Source organism: Crossiella sp. CA198 (assembly GCF_052078295.1).
Lineage (GTDB): Bacteria > Actinomycetota > Actinomycetes > Mycobacteriales > Pseudonocardiaceae > Crossiella.
In genome coordinates this window covers 37630-51247 of record NZ_JBQJIM010000023.1, presented here as the reverse complement: position 1 = coordinate 51247, position 13618 = coordinate 37630, and the positions used below count along the sequence as shown (strand labels likewise).

13 protein-coding genes are annotated in these 13618 nt (G+C 71.4%); 6 read left to right on the top strand and 7 right to left on the bottom strand.

Features of this window, described 5'->3' with window-relative positions:
* Positions 1–105: 105 nt before the first annotated feature.
* From ACTOWY_RS32965 to ACTOWY_RS32945, 5 genes are read left to right on the top strand one after another with little or no spacing between them, the layout of a single operon-like run.
* The gene (locus ACTOWY_RS32965; RefSeq protein WP_441313501.1) at positions 106–1326 is read left to right on the top strand and encodes a hypothetical protein; all 1221 of its coding nucleotides are present in this window, start codon (positions 106–108) and stop codon (positions 1324–1326) included.
* Positions 1323–2255: a hypothetical protein gene (locus ACTOWY_RS32960; protein ID WP_441313500.1), complete on the top strand. Its 933-nt coding sequence runs from the start codon at positions 1323–1325 to the stop codon at positions 2253–2255. The genes ACTOWY_RS32965 and ACTOWY_RS32960 overlap by 4 nt, the downstream gene beginning before the upstream one ends.
* Positions 2252–3901, top strand: a complete 1650-nt coding sequence (locus tag ACTOWY_RS32955; RefSeq protein WP_441313499.1) for a hypothetical protein — start codon at positions 2252–2254, stop codon at positions 3899–3901. The genes ACTOWY_RS32960 and ACTOWY_RS32955 overlap by 4 nt, the downstream gene beginning before the upstream one ends.
* The gene (locus ACTOWY_RS32950; protein WP_441313498.1) at positions 3898–4998 is read left to right on the top strand and encodes a hypothetical protein; all 1101 of its coding nucleotides are present in this window, start codon (positions 3898–3900) and stop codon (positions 4996–4998) included. The genes ACTOWY_RS32955 and ACTOWY_RS32950 overlap by 4 nt, the downstream gene beginning before the upstream one ends.
* Positions 4995–5432, top strand: coding sequence for a PH domain-containing protein (locus tag ACTOWY_RS32945; RefSeq protein WP_441313497.1), 438 nt, complete (start codon positions 4995–4997; stop codon positions 5430–5432). Before ACTOWY_RS32950 ends, ACTOWY_RS32945 begins: the two co-directional genes overlap by 4 nt.
* On the opposite strand, the gene ACTOWY_RS32940 is transcribed toward ACTOWY_RS32945, so the two are convergent.
* From ACTOWY_RS32940 to folP, 5 genes are all read right to left on the bottom strand, one after another.
* A complete protein-coding gene (locus ACTOWY_RS32940) occupies positions 5422–5625 on the bottom strand; it encodes a hypothetical protein (RefSeq protein ID WP_441313496.1) in 204 nt (67 codons plus the stop codon). The two genes, ACTOWY_RS32945 and ACTOWY_RS32940, sit on opposite strands and share 11 nt — an antisense overlap.
* A 56-nt stretch (positions 5626–5681) precedes the next feature.
* Positions 5682–7178, bottom strand: a complete 1497-nt coding sequence (locus tag ACTOWY_RS32935; protein ID WP_441313495.1) for an FGGY-family carbohydrate kinase — start codon at positions 7176–7178, stop codon at positions 5682–5684.
* Positions 7179–7186: 8 nt separating this feature from the next.
* Entirely contained in the window at positions 7187–7360 is a 174-nt protein-coding gene (locus tag ACTOWY_RS32930) for a hypothetical protein (protein WP_247765286.1), read from the bottom strand.
* Between the two features lie 72 nt (positions 7361–7432).
* A complete protein-coding gene (locus ACTOWY_RS32925) occupies positions 7433–8077 on the bottom strand; it encodes a nitroreductase family protein (RefSeq protein WP_441313494.1) in 645 nt (214 codons plus the stop codon).
* An 11-nt stretch (positions 8078–8088) separates the two neighbouring features.
* A complete protein-coding gene (gene folP, locus ACTOWY_RS32920; RefSeq protein WP_441313493.1) occupies positions 8089–8943 on the bottom strand; it encodes a dihydropteroate synthase in 855 nt (284 codons plus the stop codon).
* Positions 8944–10040: 1097 nt separating this feature from the next.
* On the opposite strand from folP, the gene ACTOWY_RS32915 reads away from it, so the two are divergent.
* Positions 10041–11018 carry a GGDEF domain-containing protein gene (locus tag ACTOWY_RS32915; protein WP_441313492.1) on the top strand — a complete coding sequence of 326 codons (978 nt, stop codon included), beginning with the start codon at positions 10041–10043 and terminating at the stop codon, positions 11016–11018.
* 167 nt (positions 11019–11185) lie between these two features.
* Here the strand turns inward: ACTOWY_RS32915 and ACTOWY_RS32910 are convergent, their stop codons facing one another.
* Both ACTOWY_RS32910 and ACTOWY_RS32905 read right to left on the bottom strand, forming a co-directional pair.
* Positions 11186–12418 (bottom strand): glycosyltransferase, encoded by a 1233-nt coding sequence (locus ACTOWY_RS32910; RefSeq protein ID WP_441313491.1) that lies wholly within the window; start codon positions 12416–12418, stop codon positions 11186–11188.
* A 125-nt stretch (positions 12419–12543) separates the two neighbouring features.
* The gene (locus tag ACTOWY_RS32905; protein WP_441313490.1) at positions 12544–13578 is read right to left on the bottom strand and encodes an LLM class flavin-dependent oxidoreductase; all 1035 of its coding nucleotides are present in this window, start codon (positions 13576–13578) and stop codon (positions 12544–12546) included.
* Between the last annotated feature and the right edge of the window lie 40 nt (positions 13579–13618).

The following is a 13618-nucleotide window of genomic DNA, read 5'->3' as shown; positions in this document are numbered from 1 at the left end:
TTCGAGCCCGGGCTCCGGCTACCGATCACAACTTTGCCGCCATCGGCTGGACCGTCGCCGGCAACGCCTAGGCTGGCCGGTATGGGGATGGGGACGGTGACGACGGTGTCACGGGGGCAAGTGCTGGCTCAGGCCTGGCTGGAGCTGGGTCCGGCGGTGGCGCCGTTGAGCAACGGCCTGGGCCGTCCGCTGGCACGCACGGAGAAGCTGATCCTGGACCCGCTGGTGCTGCGGCCAACGCAGAATCCGCGCTTCGCCGGGGTCTCGGTGCGGGCCGAGCACGCCGAGGAGCTGCGCGCGGTGCTGGCCGCGGCCGGACCGGCGCTGGTGGCCACCGCGGGCTGGTTCACCCTGCTCAAGAAGGCGCGGCGGCGGGCCAAGATCACCGAGGGCAACCCGCAGGACCTGTACTTCCAGCGCTGCTACGAGCTGGCCACCGAGTACGGCGCCCCGGACACCCGGCCGGATGCCGACCGGATCGCCACCGGCACCATCGCCGAGATCCACGAACCCGGCGGACGGCTCACCGTCACCGAGTTGCGCGAGTTCGTCCGCACGCACGCCCCCGAGCTGACCGCGCTGCTCAGCCGGACCTGGCCCGCGCCCCGGCAACGCACCGCGCCCGCCGCCCGGCCCGCCGAGTTCCTGGCCACCAGCGCCGATGCCCCGGATGCCGCGCTGTTCGCGACGCTGGTGCGGGACCGCGCGGGCACGCACGAAGCGGCCGAGGTGGAGCGGCCGGGGGTGGCGCTGGGCTACGGGCTTACCGACCACGAGCGGCTGATCCCGCCCGCGCTGGGCAGCACCGCGTCCAAGAAACAGCTGCCCAAACCACTGGACCGCTCGATCCTGGAACGCCTCTTCGCCGCCTTCACCAGCGCCTACCACCGCGAGGCGATGGCCGGGGTGCCCGCGCTGGTACGACAGGAGATCCACCGCTGCGCGCAGCCCTGGCAGCTGGCCGAGGAGGTCAGCCGGGTGGTGCTGGTGCTGGGCAGGGACGCCACCGACGGCCTGGACGCCGACGGTCCGGCCGCCCCCGGCGCGGCCACCCGGCTGCGCGCCCGCTGGCAGCGCGAGGCGTACGTGCGACGGGTGCAACGGCTGCCCGCGGCCGAGGTGCCGGAACGCTCGCGCGCGGACGTTTTTGGGGTGCGCCAAGCCTATCTGCGCCGGTTGTGGGTGCGGTTGCATGGCCGGGAACTGCGTGCTGAGGAGGTCACCGCCGAGCAGGTGTGGGATCTGCTGGACGGGGTGCTGCGCTCGGTGATCATGGACCAGCGGGACCAGCTGCGCTCGGCGCTGACCAGGGCGGGGGCGGCATGACCCATCCCGAGCAGACCGCGCTGGTGGAGGCCGCGGGCGCACTGGTGTCCTGGGACCTGCTGGGCGCGCCGGATCCAGTCACCGAGGTGCACACGCCCGACCGCGCCGCCGCCTGGCTGTGGGAACTGGCCGAGCCTGCGGTGCTGGCCGCCGTGCACCGGCTGGCCTGCCTGAACTGGGCCCGATCCTGGTGGCCTGCCTCCAGTGTGGCCGGGGTGCCGCCGCTGCACCCGGCGTTGCTGGCCGCCGAGCACGCGCTGGCCACGCACGCGGTCAGCCACCTGCTCGACGACGAGCACGCCACCGACCGCGCACTGTCCGGATTGCTGCCACTCCCGCTGGAAGCCTTGTCCGCCAACGAAACCCTGCACGCCGAGGCACTCGCACTGGCCGAACGGCTGGCCGCGCTGGCCGAGAACTTCGGCGTCCAGGCGCCCGCACCGGCGGCCCTGACCCGGCGGGATGACTACGCGCTCGCCGCCAGTGGTGGCGGGACCCCGGATGGCCTGGTGGTGCAACGGGGTACGGCGCCGGTGGACTGGTCGCTGGTACCGGCGGGCGCGGTGGACGCGGTCGCCGAGGCGAGCTGGATCATCCTGCGCCGCAACGGGATCTCCGTGCTGGAAGCCGCCATCCCGCCCGGTCCCGTCGGCTTCCCGCCGCGACTGGCCGCGCGGTTCGGGCCGGTCGAACTGGACCTGGAACCCACGCCGACCGGTGCACTGACCGGCTCGATCCCGTTGCCCGCCACCGCGTTGCTGCTGCCCGCCGACCAGCGGGTGCTCACCGTGTACGCGCCGGAGTTCGCCGAACCCACTCCCCCGGATCCGGCCGCACCAGCCCGCCGCGCCGCACTGGTGGGATTTGCCCTGTCCCGACTGGATGATCCGGCCGCCACCCTCGCCGAACGCGCCGGGCGACTGCTGTGACCACTCCCGCCGGACCACGCTGGCAGAAGTGGAAGAAGCTACACAACAAGGGCGCGCTGCAGGCCGGCCGGGGCAACCTGGCGGCGGCGAACCGGTTGGTGCGCAAGGCATACGAGCTGACCCTGACCGCGCCCGATGATCCCGAGGCACTGGCCAGGCGGGCCCAGACACTGATCAACCTGGCCGGTCTCGCCGAGGGCCAGGAGGCGATCGACCTGGTCAACACCGCGATCGAGCTGACCCACGAGTGCGAGGCCCTGGTAGGCGATGAGTTCGGCACGGTGTCTTTGCGCGCCACCCTGTTCGCCGTGCGCGCGATGACCGTGCTCAACACCGGCGAATGGCAGGAACCCCTCGCCGACCTGCGGCGGTCGCTGGACCTGGAACCGGCCAACGACACCGCGCAGCCCGTGCTCGGCAACCTGCTCACCTGGCTGGTCCAGCTGGCCCACGCCCTGCGCCACCACGCCGATTTCGCCCAGGCCCGGCAGGTGCTCGACGCCGGACTCGAGGCCATCACCTGGTTCCCGCTCCCCCAGGAACAGGGCCAGGCCGCCTTCCTCAGCACCCGCGCCTCGGTGCTGGCCGCCGCCGGTGACTACGCCGAGGCCGCCGCCGACGCCGAGCAGGCCCTGACCCTGGCCGAGCGGTCCGCGCCGACGCTGATCCCGAACGTGCACCAGGCACTGGCCGATATCGCCGATGGCACCGGGGATCAGGTCACCGCCGTGGAACACCTGCACCTGGCCCGGGAGTTGTTCGCCGCGATCGGCGAGGGCGACGGCGAGGCGGTCGCGCTGAACAGCCTCGGCAGGCTCGCCCACCTGGCAGGCCGGGATGAGGAAGCCCTGACGCACTACACCGCGGCGGCGAAACTGGGCACCGATCCCTGGCACCGGGTGGCCAGCCAGTTCGGCCGCGCGGCCATCGCGGTCACCCAGTCCCGCCCTCGGGAGACGTTGCGGCTGCTGGCCGACGTGCCGGTGGACTCGCCGCGGATCCTCTCGGGGGTGTTGTCGGTGCGCGGCAACGCCTACGAGTCGCTGGCCGAGTTCGCCAAGGCCGATGAGTGCCTGGACCAGGCGCGGGCGCTCTGCGTGGACAACGGCATGTGGCACATGGCGCTGACCCTGGACTCCTGGCGCTCGGGCGCCCTGCACCGCCGCGCCGCGCACGGCGTGCCCACCGCCGAACTCATCGCCCCCGCGCTGGACCTGGCCCTGCCCGCCGCGCTGGCTGCCGAGGCCGCCCGCCGCCGTTTCCGCGCCGGTCCGATGCGGGAACGCTGGATCGCCCAGGCCGCCGCCCCGGCCACCAAGGCCGCCCTGGTCGCCATCGGCGCCACCCTGGACGAACACCTGATCGTGGCCTACCTGGACCACCTGGCGGCCGCGGTGTCGCTGCCCGGCCAGTCCGCCGAACCCGCGGAGATCGACCACTCCGCGCTGCTGTCCCTGCCCACCCCGCAAGATCTGGCCCTGGTCGCCGCGGGCGAGGGTGAGCCGCTGCCGGTGCCGGAACTGCTGCTGCCGCCCCGGGTCCGGGCGAATACCGCGGTGCCCTCGCCGCTGGATCCGTGGCTGGATTTGGCTGAGCAGCGCTACGGCATCCAGGTGCGTTCGGCGGAGGTGGTGCGCTCGTGGTGACCACCGTCCAGGTGACCTATGTCGACGCGGGTGAGCTGTACATCAGCTGGCGCTGGGAACACGATCCGGAGCACCCCAGGGCGCTGATCCTGCCCAGGGACCGGGTCGGCCCGCCGCTGGCCGAACTGGCCGCGGCGCTGCCCACCCCGCGTCCCGGCGAGTCCGCGCACCAGGCCCTGACCAGGGCGCTGGCCCACGGCGCGCTGACCGACCGGGACACCGAACGCGCGCTGTCCTGGCGGCTGACCGGCGTGCTCTTCCCGTCCCAGCTGGGGCAGGAGCTGCACGCGGCGCACGAGCGGGGCCCGCTGCACGTGCGCATCCAGCCGTCCCCGTCCACCGCTCAGGTGCCCTGGGAATCACTGCGGATGGAAGAGGAGGAACGCTTCGTGCACACCGCGAAGGTCTCCATCCTCACCCCGGCCACCGTGCGCAACGCCGTCGCCCGCCGGGTCTCCCCCGGCGCCGGCCCGGTGGCCGCGGTGGTGGACCCGCCCACCCCGCTCGGCCGGGTCCTCGGCCAGGTGCCGGAATCCCTTGCGGCACTGGAGGTTCTGGACCGCGACACGCTGCGCCCGGCGCTGGCCGAGGCGGGCCGGTTCCTCTACGTCGGCCACGTCACCACCGCCGCGCACGCCCTGGACGCCCGCCTGCACCTGGCCCAGGGTCCGCTCACCGCGGCCGACCTGCTCGGCTGGCGGATCCCCAACCGCACCGCCCTGATCGCCTGCGAGAGCGGCGGCGACCACCGCTACGCCGAACCCTCCGGCCTGGTCGCCGCGCTGGTGCACGGCGGGGCCGAGTACGTGACCGCCACCCGCTGGGTTCTGCCCACCGACGCAGGTCTGACCCGGCTGTTCCCCGGCTTCCAGCCGCCGGCCCAGGGCGTGCTGAGCGCGGCGGTGCTGGCCGTGCACGAGGCCCAGGAGCAGCCGGATCCCGTTGCGGCACTGAATGCCTGGCAACGCGCCCAGGCCGAGGGCTGGGATTCGACCGGGGCACCGGAGCTGACCCCGCTGGTGTGGGGGGCCTTCGGCGTCGCGCACGCACCCGCGCCGCCAGGAGCGCAGGCGGGACCTGCGAGAATGCCGATATGACTGGGGAACAGGGCACGGTTCGGGTGTGGCGGGTGCGGTGGTGGGTCCGCCTGCTGACAGTGGTGCTGCCGGTGGCGCTGGCGCCGTTCCTGCTGGTGCCCTCGCTGATGCCCAACCCGGACTGGCAGCAGCACGGCATGCCCGCCGAGGAATGGGTCTGGGTCGGGGTGTTCTACCTGGGTCTGGGGCTGGCGGCCTGGTCGGCGTTCCGCGCGCGGATCGAACTGGCCGACGGGCGGGTGCGGGTGGTCAATCCCTGGGGGACAAGGGAGTTCCCGGTCTCCGAGGTGGCCGAGGTGCGGGAGGGGGCGCGCGGGGTGGAGTTCGTGCTGACCTCGGACCGGGTGGTGGCCGCCTTCGCGGTGCAGTGCACGGCCGCCCACCGCGGTCCGGAACCCCGCTGGGTCGAGGTGGCCAGGGCGATCAGTCCCTGACCTTCTTGTTGAACCAGCCCATTGAGTTGGCCGCCACCGCGGCGCCGATCATGACCACGATGGGCAGGGTGCGGGCCAGGAAGGCACCCACGTCCAGGGAGATCATCAGCGCCAGGGTGCAGCCGCCCAGCGCCAGCAGCACGAGGGTGCCCAGGGCGAGCCGGGCTTTGGAGATGTTCGGGTCCATGGCCATGGCGCCCAGTCTCACCCAGGTGTGTCACCGCCGATGAGGTGATTTTTACCAGCAGTTCAGTGGTCGCCGGACTGCCGCTGCTGCCGGGCCAGGAAATGCGCGGTGTCCACAGTGGACGGATAAAGCCGCAGGTAGTGCTCGTGATACTCCGCGTACAGCCCGGCCCGCGCCGGATCCACGGACACCGTGTGCGCCAACGGGTTCCACCGCCCCGGGTCCACCTCCTCGCCCAGCGCGCCCGCCGCCAGCATCGCGTCGCCGAGGCAGGCGCCCATGGTGTGCCGGGGCACCTCCTGGGCATACCCGGTGACGTCGGTGACGATCTGGGTCCACAGCGAGCCCTGCGCACCACCGCCCACCGCGACCAGCCGCCGGGCCTGGCCACCGGCGGCGGCCAGTGCGGCCAGGTTGTGCCGGACGCCGTGCGCGACGCCCTCCAGCGCGGCCCGGTACAGCTCGGCGCGACCGTGCCGCAGGGTGAGTCCGGCGATGATCCCGCGCGCGTCCGGGTCGAAGATCGGGGTGCGCTCACCGGCGAAGTAGGGCAGCACCAGCAGTCCGTTGCTGCCCGCGGGCACCTGGGCTGCCTCTGTCAGCAGGGTGCCGAACTCGCCGCCGACCAGCCCGCGCAGCCAGTCGGTGATGGTGCCGGAGGTGGCCATCCCGGCCGCCAGGCTGTACGTGCCGGGGAACACGCCCCGGGTGGTCCACAGTTCCGGCGCGGGCGCGGGCTGCTCGGGCACCTGGACGAGGAACAGCGTGCTGCCGTACATGATCATGGTGTCGCCGGGGTCGCGGACGCCGACACTGGTGGCCTCGGCCCAGGCGTCCACCGTGCCCGCGGTGACCGGAATCCCTTGCGGCAGCCCGGTTTCGCGCGCCGCCTCGGCAGTGATCCCGCCCGCGATCTCGGTGGGCCACAACAACTCCGGCAGCGGCAGTCCGGGTGCGACCAGCTCGGCCCAGTCCCGGGCCCAGTCGGCGGCGTGCAGGTCGTAGAGCGGATCGCACTGGCTGGCCGAGTGGTGGTCCAGCACGAACCGGCCGGTGAGCCGGTGCACCAGGTAGGAACTGGCCATGAACCACAGTTCGGTGCGCCGGTGGATCTCCGGCTCCCGCTCGGCCACCCAGCGGATCTTGGGCCCGACGGCCTGGCTGGACAACGCGGTGCCGCCGCGGGCCAGGATCCGCTGCTCGCCCAGTTCGGCGTTGAGCGCGGCGATCTGTTCGGTGGCCCTGGTGTCCACGCCGTAGAGGATCGCCGGCCGCAGTGGGCGCCCGGCGCCGTCGGCCGGCAGGTAACAGGGCCCGATGCCGCTGACCGCGACCGCCGCCACCGGCTCGTCGGCCTGGCGGAGCAGTTCCCGGGTGAGCGCGATGAAATCGGCCCACCACACCGCGTCAGCGTCGTGCTCGAACCAGCCGGGGCGGGGCGTGGACAGGACGTGCGCCCGGCTCGCCCGCGCCAGCACCCGGCCATCCCGGCTGGTCAGCACACCTTTGGCACTCGACGTCCCGATATCGACGCCGAGCACGATTCCCGAAGCACCCACCGCGCCGGTCAGGACTCCCGGCTCAGGTCGACCCCGTGCTCCCCGGCCAGCCGTTTCAGGTTGGCCAGATCGGCCTCGTGCAGATCGGCGCGGTGCTCATCGCCGTCTGCCCGAGCGGCCTGGACGGCCGCCTCGGCCTGCGCCACTCGCTGGAGGATGTTCGCGGTGAACTCACTTGCCACGTCTGCTGCCCCTGACCTGCTCAGCCGTACCCGGAACCTGCGACTTCATCATGCCCCCGGCCGCCGACAATTTCACCAGCGGTCGTAGTGCAGCACCTCGGCCAACGGCTGGCGGGCGGCCCGGCGGAAGTCCGTGCCGACAGCGTAGGCGGTCGGGATCAGCGCTGCCTGGCGGATATCGGACGGCAGGCCGAGCAGCCCGGCGATCTCCGTCTCGTACTCCAGGTGCAACGTGGTCCAGGCACTGCCGAGGCCACGGGCCCGCGCGGCCAGCATGTAACTCCACGCCGCGGGCAGGATCGACCCCCACAGCCCCGCCTGGTTGCCCTCGGCCAGTGCGGGCGCGCGCAGGCACGGGATGACCAGCACCGGCACCTGCCCCATCTTCTCCCCGAGGTAGGCCACGCTGCTGCCCACCTTGGTCTGCACCTTGGCCCGGTCCGGGTCCTCGGCGAACAGCTTGCCCGCCGCCCCACCCGATTCCAGGTAGCTCGCCACCGCGCGGCGGTAGTACTCGCCGATCGCGGCCCGCTGCTCCGGATCGGTCACCACCACCCAGTGCCAGCCCTGCCGATTGCTGCCGGACGGCGCCTGCAACGCGATCTCCAGGCACTCCTCGATCAGTTCCCGCGGCACTGGTCGTTCCAGGTCAAGCCGCTTGCGCACCGAGCGGGTGGTGGTCAGCAACTCGTCGGGCGTGAGGTCCAGGATGGCCACGCGACCTGCCTTCAGCTCAGCGGAGCCGCTGCCCGGTTGGCCAACAGCGTGGCCACGGTATCGAGCACCGTTCGAGTGCGCGCGACCTGGTGCGCCCGGAACACCGCGGCCCCCGCGTACGCCGCGATGGCGGTGGCCGCCAGGGTCCCATCCACCCGCCCCGCCAACGGCACGCCCAGGGTCTCCCCGATGAAATCCTTGTTGGACAACGCCATCAACACCGGCCACCCGGTATCCACCAGCTCGTCCGCCCGGCGCAGCAGTTCCAGCCCATGCCAGGTGTTCTTCCCGAAGTCATGGGTAGGGTCGATCAAGATCCCCGCCCGCGGAACCCCTTGCCGCACCAGCGCTTCCGCCCGCGAGGTGGTCTCCGCGATCACCTCCCCCACAATGTCGGTGAACCGCACCCGAAACGGCCGATGCCGAGGCGTCAGCCCCCCAGTGTGCGAACACACAAACCCAGCCCCGAACTCCGCCGCCACCTCGACCAGAGCGGGATCGGCCACCGCCCAGGTGTCATTGACCAGATCAGCCCCCTCGGCACAGGCCACCCGCGCGACCTCAGCCCGCCAGGTGTCAATACTGATCACCACATCCGGAAAGGCCGCCCGCACCGCCACCAGAAACGGCACCGTCCGAGCAATCTCCTCCGCCACCCCCACCTCGGTGCCCGGCCCAGCCTTGACTCCACCGATATCAATGATGTCGGCCCCCTCGGCCACCGCTTTGGCCACCGAAGCCATCGCCGCCCCATCAGCGAAGTTGGCCCCCCCGTCATAAAACGAATCCGGCGTCCGATTGATGATCGCCATGATCATCGCGCCCTCGCGCCCCACCCACCGACCACGAAAGCTAAACTCCACCACCCCCCAGGTCTATCACACCCCCCACCCCCAGAGTGTTGGCCGTTATGGACGCCGAGTTGGCCGTTATGGACGGTGTGTTGGCCGTTGTCGTACGGCGGGTTGGCGGTTGTGGGACGACGGGCCGGAATCCCGGGCGCCGACGCCGGGCCGGGTGTGACAAGCCGAGCTTGTCCGGGACCCGAGCCCCATGACGGGGCAGGGGGTGAAACCCCCACGACGAGGGCCCTCGCGTGTTCTCCGTACGGCCTGGAGCATGCAGACCACACCCCGATGAGCGGCCCCTGCAACACAAACCGCCGCCCGGCCAACCCAACGCGACGGGGGCCGCTCATCGGGGTGTGGTTGGCTGGCGGAAGGCCGTACGGAGAACACGCGAGCCCTCGGAGCCACGCTGGAACCGGCCCCGGCAGCCCAAACCCCGCCCCGCAACCCGCTCATCCCGGGGTTTGATCTGCCCCACCCCTCCGGTGGTCTGCCCGGCCGGCGAGGCCATCCCTTTTTGATCTTCGGGTTGACAGTCAAGAGAAAAGATCAAGAGCTACAGGCGTCCTCGCCGGACGGGCAGGAATCAAAGGATGGGGGGAAGAACAAAGTCAAGAGCGAAGAGCAGTGCTCGTGGGCGGTTCCCCATCCCCGTCAGCCCTCCGATACCAAACCACATCCTGGGCAAGCGGCCCGTTGCGGTTGGGCGGGCACGCGGAAGCAGGTTGCAGGCCGCTTGCCCAGGATGCGGTGTGTCCTCTCCAGGCTGACGGGGATGGGGAACCGCTCGGGGAACGTTTGAAAAGCCACCCCCGCCGCCCGTCCCGGGCTTCGCCCGACCGCAGTGCCTACGGCGTACAACAACGGCCAACGTGCCGTACAACAACGGCCAACACACCGTCCACAACGGCCAACTCGGCGTCCGTAACGGCCAACTCGGTGTACGACAACGGCCAACACTCGGTACTTCACAATCCTTCGAGCGGCCATCACCCGGTCGGGTGATCACCCGGTGGAACCGGGATTCACCCGCTCACGCATGAACCCCTTGCCTACGGAAGCTGGTACAAACACCCCACCGAGTGCTGATCACCAAACGGAGGGCTCGCACAGTCATGACCGCGCCCGGTTCGAGCGCCGATCCCGTGGATCCGGCCTGCCACTCCTGTGGCCACGCCGCCACCGACCGCCTCACCGGTCTGCTCGACCGCTGGGGATGGGACGAGCGGGCGCCGGCCGAACTCGCCCAGGCCGCCGCGGCGCGGGATTCGTTGGCGTTGCTGGTCATCGACATTGATCGGTTCAAGCAGTTCAACGACCGGTTCGGGCACATCGCGGGTGACGCGGTGATCAAGGCTGTGGCGGACACCGTGCGGCGCTCCACCCGGGAGTCCGATGTGCTCGGCCGGTATGGCGGGCATGGTGGGGACGAGTTCCTGGTGTTGTTGCGCCAGACCGACGCGGCCGAGGCGCTGTCGGTGGCGCATCGGATCCGGACCGGGGTGCGGGAGATCGCGGTGGACGCGCCCAGCACCGATGGCGGGATCATCCGGCTGGACCGGGTGACCACCTCGATCGGGGTGTGTGCCAAGGTGCCGCGGCCCGAGGACGATCTGACCACCTACGTGGTGGCCGCGGACGCCGCGCTCCAGGTGGCCAAGCAGGCAGGCCGAGACCGGATCCGGCTGGCCGATGAGTCGCGCACGCCGTTGCCGGTGCCGCTGGGACGGCACCGGGCGGCCGCCCGGCCCGCCGCCCGGCGGTTCGTGCCGGTGCTGGTCGGACTGGGTTCCGCGCTGGCGGCCTTCGCCTACATCGTGGTCTTCGCCCCGCCCGGCGAGCGGGAGGAACCGGCGATGGCGGCCGCGCAGCTCGCGCCGATCGCCACCGCCGCGCCGGCCACCGAGACCACGATCATCGTGGTGACCACGGTGATCGCGCCGCCGCCCGCTCCCCCGCAGCGACCCGATCCCAAGCCCGCCACCGCGAAGAAGAAGCCCACCAGCAAACCCGCGCCGACCACCACCACCGAGCAGAAACCCCTCGTCGACGTCTGCCAGATCATGCGCCAGGTAGTCGGCCGGATCTGCTAGACAAGCCCCGCCATCGTGTTGGCCGTTGTCGTACGGTGTCTTGGCCGTTCCGGACGGCGAGTTGGCCCAACTGGTACGCCGGGTTGGCTGAAGTGGGCGTACCAGTTGGCCCAAGTGGTACCGGTTCGGCCAAGACAGGGTACGACAACGGCCAACACGCCGGTGAGTTACGGACGGGGGTGCTGGACCCCGGCCAGCAGCAACCGCGCCGCGACCAGCGTGCCGTCGGTCCGGACCTGCTGCGCGACCTGCGCGGCCCGCTCGGCGATCTCCGGCCGCAGCACGAATTCCAGCGCCCGCACCAGTGATTCCGCCGTGGGCGCCCCGGGCGCGTGCGCGAAGCCGATGCCGAGGGCCCGCACCCGCTCGGCAAGGTAGTGCTGGTCATACAGCTGGGGCACGATCACCTGTGGCGTGCCGGAGCGGGTGACCGCGGTGCTGGTGCCCGAACCGCCGTGGTGCACCACCGCCGCGACCCGTGGGAACAGCGCGTCGTAGTTGACCTCGCCGACGGAAAGACAATCCGGCGCGTCCTCGATCAGCTCCACATCGGCCCAGCCACGGGAGACGATCGCCCGCCGCCCCACCGCGCGCGCCGCCTTGAGCACCTCCTGACCCAGGTCACCGGGTGCGGGCATGCTGCCGAAGCCGAAGAACACCGGCGGCTCGCCCGCGTCCAGGAACTCCGTCACCTCCGGCGGCAGCGGGCGCTCGTCCGGCATGCTCCAGGCGCCGGTCTGCACCACGTCCAGCTCGGCGGGCAACTGCCAGGGCGCCAGGGTCGGGTCGGCGGCCAGCCAGGGCTGCTCGGTGAACATGTAACTCCGGACATCGGTGACCGGGGCCAGGCCGAGTTCCGCGCGGTGTGTGTTGAGCGCCTCGCCCCAGCCCGCGTTCAGGAATTCCGCGTTCCGCGCCCAGAGTTCGGCGAATTGCGCCGGATCCTCGGGTGGTTTCTGCCCGAGGCTGCCCAATGGGGCCGGTCCGTGGTGCGGGGAGGGCAGCGTGTTCGGGCAGAAGGTGACATAGACGTAGCGGATTCCCAGGTGCTCGGCCACCGAGGCGGCCGCGATCTGCAACGCCGACCAGGCCACGATCACATCGCAGCCCTTGGCCGCCTCGCCGACCGCGGCGAACTGATCGCGAACGGTCCCCGCCATCAGCTGCTTGCGCTGCTCGGGCGTTGGCGGGACCAGCGGCTTCCCCGGATCGGGCCGGGCGCGCTGGCGCAGCTCCGGCCCGACCGGGGTGAACGGGATCCCGAGCGAGCCGATCCACTCGCCGAAGTCCGGCGGCGCGACGATCCGCACCTCCTGCCCGAGTTCGCGCAATTTCAGCGCCAGTGCGACCACCGGTTGCACATCGCCGCGCGACCCGATTGTCGACAGCAGAACCCGCATGGCAAATCCCCTTGGTAATCGCGAACGCACGCCGGCCGGCGCACGAAGCGAAATTGTGGACCGCCACCGGGGCCTTGCCGCAAGCCCCCCACCCCGCTATAACTTGAAAGTGGAGCGCAGCCCGGTCAGTCCGTGAACTCCTTCCGGACCAGCGGCAGCACCTCGGTCCCGAGCAGTTCGATCGCCTTCATCACGTGCTCGTGCGGCACCCCGGACCAGTCCATCTGCATCGCGTACCGGTTCGCGCCGACCAGCTTGCCGACGCTGATGATCCGCTCCGCCACCTGCTCCGGACTGCCGGTGAACAGCGCGTTCGCGTTCTCGGTGTAGCCGTCGTAGTCGGCCCGGGTGGGCACCGCCCAGCCCCGCGCTTGTGCCCCGTACTTCATCGTCCGCAGCCAGTACGGGTAGAAGATCTCCTTGGCGTCCTGCGAGCGCGGCGCGATGAACCCGATCGCACCCATGGTCACGTGCAGATCCTCCGGCGCGTGCTCGGCGGCCGCCCCGGCCCGCCGGTACAGGTCCACCAGCGGCGCGAACCGTTCCGGCTGACCGCCGATCACCGCGTAGACCACGGGCAGCCCGAGCACGCCCGCGCGGATCGAGGACTCCGGGTTGCCACCGGTGCCAACGGAGATGCGCAGCCGCCTACCGTACGGTCGGGGCAGCACCCGCACGTTCTTCAGCCCGGTGCGGTGCTTCCCGGACCAGGTCAGCGGGTCCTCGCGGTCAATGCGCAGCAGCAGCGCCAGCTTCTCCTCGAACAACTCGTCGTAGTCGCCGAGGTCCGCGCCGAAGAGCGGGAAGGACTCGGTGAACGAGCCGCGGCCGGCCAGCAGTTCGGCACGGCCGTGACTGAGCTGGTCCAGCGTGGTGAACTGCTGGTAGACCCGGACCGGGTCCTCGGTGCTGAGCACGGTGACCGCGGAGCTGAGCGTGATGTGCTCGGTGACACTGGCCGCCGCGGCCAGCACGGTGGCCGGGTTGGAGATCGCGTACTGGTCCAGGTGGTGCTCACCCAGACCGTAGAAGGACAGGCCCAGCTCGTCCGCCAGCTTGATCCGCTCCAGCTGGTTGGCCAGGGCCCGGGCCACGGAGACCTGCTCGCCCGTCACCGGATCGGGGCTGCGGTCGCCGAAGCTGTAGATACCGAGTTCCATGGGCACTACAACGCCAGGTGCGCACGATCCGATACCCGGC

What these genes read in the sequence shown, in the direction of transcription:
- ACTOWY_RS32915 (WP_441313492.1), top strand. Translation starts at nt 10,041, where the DNA reads ATGACCGCGCCCGGTTCGAGCGCCGATCCCGTGGATCCGGCCTGCCAC.
- ACTOWY_RS32960 (WP_441313500.1), top strand. Translation starts at nt 1,323, where the DNA reads ATGACCCATCCCGAGCAGACCGCGCTGGTGGAGGCCGCGGGCGCACTG.
- ACTOWY_RS32905 (WP_441313490.1), bottom strand. Translation starts at nt 13,578, where the DNA reads ATGGAACTCGGTATCTACAGCTTCGGCGACCGCAGCCCCGATCCGGTG.
- ACTOWY_RS32910 (WP_441313491.1), bottom strand. Translation starts at nt 12,418, where the DNA reads ATGCGGGTTCTGCTGTCGACAATCGGGTCGCGCGGCGATGTGCAACCG.
- ACTOWY_RS32940 (WP_441313496.1), bottom strand. Translation starts at nt 5,625, where the DNA reads ATGGCCATGGACCCGAACATCTCCAAAGCCCGGCTCGCCCTGGGCACC.
- ACTOWY_RS32945 (WP_441313497.1), top strand. Translation starts at nt 4,995, where the DNA reads ATGACTGGGGAACAGGGCACGGTTCGGGTGTGGCGGGTGCGGTGGTGG.